This window comes from Undibacterium sp. GrIS 1.8 (assembly GCF_040544445.1).
Classification (GTDB): Bacteria; Pseudomonadota; Gammaproteobacteria; order Burkholderiales; family Burkholderiaceae_D; genus Undibacterium.
Genome location: NZ_JBEONQ010000104.1, coordinates 1 through 4,700, shown reverse-complemented (window position 1 = coordinate 4,700; position 4,700 = coordinate 1). Strand labels below are relative to the sequence as shown.

4 protein-coding genes are annotated in these 4,700 nt (G+C 45.8%); all 4 read left to right on the top strand.

Translation table 11 applies throughout. The features are described from left to right. Window positions 1–94 precede the first annotated feature (94 nt). Window positions 95–2,956, top strand: a complete 2,862-nt coding sequence (locus AAKU64_RS22170; protein WP_354363057.1) for an RHS repeat domain-containing protein — start codon at window positions 95–97, stop codon at window positions 2,954–2,956. Then, on the top strand, window positions 2,953–3,684 hold the full coding sequence (locus tag AAKU64_RS22165) for a hypothetical protein (RefSeq protein ID WP_354335741.1): 732 nt from the start codon (window positions 2,953–2,955) through the stop codon (window positions 3,682–3,684). Before AAKU64_RS22170 ends, AAKU64_RS22165 begins: the two co-directional genes overlap by 4 nt. Beyond that, window positions 3,681–4,040, top strand: a complete 360-nt coding sequence (locus tag AAKU64_RS22160; protein ID WP_354335743.1) for a hypothetical protein — start codon at window positions 3,681–3,683, stop codon at window positions 4,038–4,040. The genes AAKU64_RS22165 and AAKU64_RS22160 overlap by 4 nt, the downstream gene beginning before the upstream one ends. Beyond that, a partial coding sequence (locus AAKU64_RS22155) for a hypothetical protein (protein ID WP_354335745.1) occupies window positions 4,037–4,700 on the top strand: 664 nt, incomplete at its 3' end. The genes AAKU64_RS22160 and AAKU64_RS22155, both read left to right, overlap by 4 nt.

Sequence of the window (4,700 nt, the reverse complement as noted above, 5' to 3'; positions counted from 1 at the left end):
CAACAACCAAAATATGGCCGTTTTAGACTATTTGTGCATCCCAAAATAGAAAGATAGAAATGATACTGTTTCATGAAAGTACGCGGTGTAAGCTATGTTGCTCACGGATGCCGCTAATCGAGCACACACGATTCTACACGATGACTTTGGGCGCATAGTCTTAGAGATCTCACCTGATGAAGGCCGTTTCAAATACAGCTACAACGACACAACGGGTGCATTTGAGAAACAGCAAACTGGGCTAGACGGACAAAGTCATGTTACCGAAAAGCTCGAGTTTGCGAGTAGCGGTCGTCTGGTCAAGCGGATGATCGCAGGTTGCACTGAAACGCTCAGTTATGACGGTGATTTGTTAGAACGGCTAGACGGTTGTGGTAACAGCCATACCTATCTGCGCGACGCCTTTGGTCAGATTGTGCAGCACACTCAAACCATCCAGCCAGACAACAAGCAAGTCGCAGCGTTCAATTTCATTACGAGCTACACCTATGATTCAATCACGGGGCAATTAGTCGAGCGCAGATTACCTGATGGCCAATACTTATCCTATCGGTATGACAAAACTGATGGCAAGCAAAATGCGATCACTCGTGATAGGGGCTGGTTTGCCTGGATAGGCGAACATATCCACGACCGTTTTGTTGCTGGGCTGCGCGCGATTTTACCGGACAATATCACGCAAGAACCGATACTGACCGATATCAGTTGGCGTCCGTTTGGAGGTATCGAAAACCACACTGCAAGCAACGGGATTATCAAGCAAAGCACATTCGATAAAGCGGGACGATTGACGGCAATCGACATCGGTAGCAAAACCAATCCAGGTGCGATTGAGGCTTTGCGGTATCAACACGACGGCGCCAATAATATTATTTCTAGCAAGAGGAATATGGAACAGCGTAGCTACCTCTACGATGCAGTACATCGTCTGACAGACGAGAGAATTGACGCTATCACAGGTGCGAACCCAACGCAGCAAGTCGTGGCAGCGTCAACGTCATCAACTACGGCCATTACAGCACCGTCAGTTACCTCTTCGGCCGCCAACGACGTTAGCTACCGCTATGACCCGCTTGGCCAACGCAGAAGTCAAACGGAACAGGTTCAACGCGATAGCTATGGCCGTCAAAGTGTCCGACGAAATCAGCAGTTTATCTATGACGATGCGCATCGACTGATTGAAGTTAGGGAGGCGAGTAAAACGGTCGCCCGCTACCGCTATGATGCGCTTGGAAATCGTGTGGTCAAAACTATCAATGGTCGTACTACCTATTTTGTCTATGACACCGCGCATAAGCTGATCGCCGAAGCGAACGCAGAAGGACAGTTAACCACCCAATATTTGTACGCCGATTACCGGCCTTACGCGGTGATGCGCGCACAGGATAAGGGTCAGACCCGTACTCTATATGCAATCCATACTGACGACCGAGGTTTGCCGTTAGCTGTGACAGATAAAAATCAACAGGTGGTATGGCGAGGTGACTTCGATGCTTTTGGAAACCAACGTGCTTTGACGATGCAACAAGCGGCAGCCAACGATAGCGCATTTACCATGATGACTGCCGCTCAGGCTGCCGATAGCAGTGAACCTGACCACTTTGAAATGAACCTGCGCATAGCGGGACAGTATGCGGATCAAGAGACCGGCCTGTTTTACAATATTCATCGGTATTATGATCCATCGCGAGGTAGGTATATCACACCCGATCCCCTAGGATTAACCTCTGGCGTTGAGAGTTATGCCTATGTAGGCAGTAATCCCATGGGTGAGATTGATCCGCTGGGTTTGTTTAAAGTACCGTCTCGTGTCGTTGTGACCGGTAATTTAGATCCTGTATTTTCGGACAAAGGACACGGAGATATTATACGAATCGCGTTTGCACAATATGAAGCGGAACATCATGGCGAGGCAAGGTTCTCACAGACCGTTATCGACCAAATTATTCGAAACGCCTATCAAACAGACGCACTCCCAGATGTTGGAAATCCCACGGTATTTCCGTACAGTGTCGGTACAACAGGTGTGGCTGGCGGTGGCCAATATAATCCGCAAAATCACTTCGACAACCCAAATGACGGCCCAGAATTCAAGTCAGTTACTGATCATACCAAGATCGGTAGCTACAAAGGCGCGAATGGAAATTGGATTGACAACACACTGGATACGATAAACAAAAAACGTGTCCTTTATGGGGCTGCGGGTACGGGAATCTCCGGAGCGTTAAGTAACTTCGGGCAGAACGCCCATACACTGGCCGATTTTTATTCCCATTCCAATTGGGTTGATGCAACGACGCGCGGTGGCGCCGTCGATAATGTATATACAGAAGGTGGCGTAACTAAACATGAATGCGGCGCCGTACCAAATGGTTTGGGCATGACACGAATATGGGATGGACGCAACGACGCCATTAAGTTTGATTCACTCTATACTGGGACGGTACTAGGCGGAAAAACTGAAGATGAGAAAACCAATAAGATTTGCGGAAAAAATTATTTAGGTGATCTTGAGTGTGACAACGACCGGACTACCCATGGTTACTGGAACAAGGACAATGATACTTCGGCCGCTGGCGGGCAAAAATATACAACGGAGCAAACCAAATCGTTCGTCAAAAGTAAAATATTTTATTGGCAGGCCGAGAAATATGATCCTGCTAATCCTCCTTCAGGTGTATTGGGCGTTGGTTGGTTTGCCGACGATAAAAAGTCTCTCAGTGATTTAAAAAAAGGAGAGCGAATTTATGTCCCCCAGGATATCGTTAATTATCACCAGATGGCATTCTCTCTTGCGGTTCAGGATGTCAAGCGTGAAATCGCCAATCTCTATGCCTACACTGAGGGAAAAACCGTAGGTTCGTACACAGTACATGACGCATTTAAGATGGATAAAGGCGCACTGGATTACACGGGTATTGACTACAAAACTATGTCAGATAAAAGAGCACCATGATGATGAAAAAAATAATTGCCTTGATGTTGTTGGTGGTTTGCCTACCAGCAGCCGCCATACCACGTGAAGATGTGCTGGAATGCAAGGTTGCTGATGGAAGTAAATTCGTCTTGAAATCCAAATACGACTGGAGCCCGCTTGCGCGTCTTTATCGAGAGACCGCCGATCGGATCAATCAAGAACCATACAGTGTGTATTATAAAAAGAAGCATTCGCTGCTATTAACGGACATCGGTCGAAATGTCAGTCATAGTCAGCATGAAAGTGACTTTCAGCGCATCTGTTCCGCCGTGGGTTTATTTCGTGGTCGTCCAGTGGCACTTTATAAATATTTTGAGGCTGGCAGGTGGATTGGGTTGACTCCCGATGCCGCGCAGAAATTATACGTTCAGGCATCTACAGTAGATCAATCGGAACAGGTTCGGAGTGATCTTCAACGTTTTGATCTGGATGGAAAATCTGCTGTCCCAGAACTGAATTTCGCATTTGTTGCACCAATTGATAGGCGACTAGTTTTTGAACACCCGGTTACGAGGGATGGTGAACATGTTATCGCGGTCTTTCAAAGCGAGTCCTTGGACAATGGAAAAACATGGCAAGACTTAAACATAACGACTGACGCAAAAATATTTGAAATCGGAAAAGCGCTTCTTGATCAGTCTTTCATCGGGCAACCTAGCCGTTTTAATGGCAAGAAGATTCAAATTAATGAGGTGCACAAGGATTGAATACAAAACAACAAAGCATCAAGCCCTTTCTTGAAGTGTTCAATGCGGTCCACGAGGATAGCGGCAACAATCATGCATTTGATAGTTCAAACGGAAACACGAAAAAGATTGACCTGTCAAATTACGAATTGACGCAATTAGGTTATACCGATTTTGTTGGGATGGACGGGGCACCAAAAGCACTTAATTTAAAACAAGATAAACAGGGTCGATACGACTCAACACAGGGTCAAAAAAATCGTAATGATTTCCTGCGTTATAAAGAAGACACGACCGATAGCAATGGTGTTCTTCACAAAAAAGGAGATCTTTTTAAGGACACAGATCCAAGCTTTAAAGGGACAATTCTGCCATGAAAGTCTTTATGCACTCCATAAAAGTTGCTTGCTTTATCGCCGCAACATTGCTTTTTTCAACAGCACCTGCTGCACAAGAGACAGAAAAATTTATTGACTATAACGGCAAGCGTTGTATGGAACTTAAAGACCATAACGGCTGGTCTGTCGGAGTATTTCGATCTGGTGATTATTGTGTGGCGCAAGATTTGTATCAAACAGAACCAGCACCCTGGTTTCGTTTGCCGCATCAACCAGTACCAAATGGACCTATGGTAAGCATTAATTATGCGAGTAATGTGACTATTGATTTGATGAATCACCACCTATCGGCAAAGATACCTTACGGCCTTGGAATTTATCAGAATGATGGCGGTTTTTGGCCTAATAGCGGAGGTAAAGCCCCCCCTTATCATGCGATAAAAATAAGCAACGGCACTGTTACTACATCGAAGCAACCAACCGTCGTCATGGTGCATGCCTGGGATAAAAAAAACAAACGCTTCTATCATAAATCATTGGGCGATAACATTCGTTCCAATGCTCCCGCTCTTGCGGACTATCGCGGCGACATTAGCGAATATGCAGAAACCGAATACGTCCTAGAAAACCTCACTTTAGAATCAGACAACATCGTCATCATCATGCAAGGTAAAAAGAATGTCATTCGTCACTGCAAAA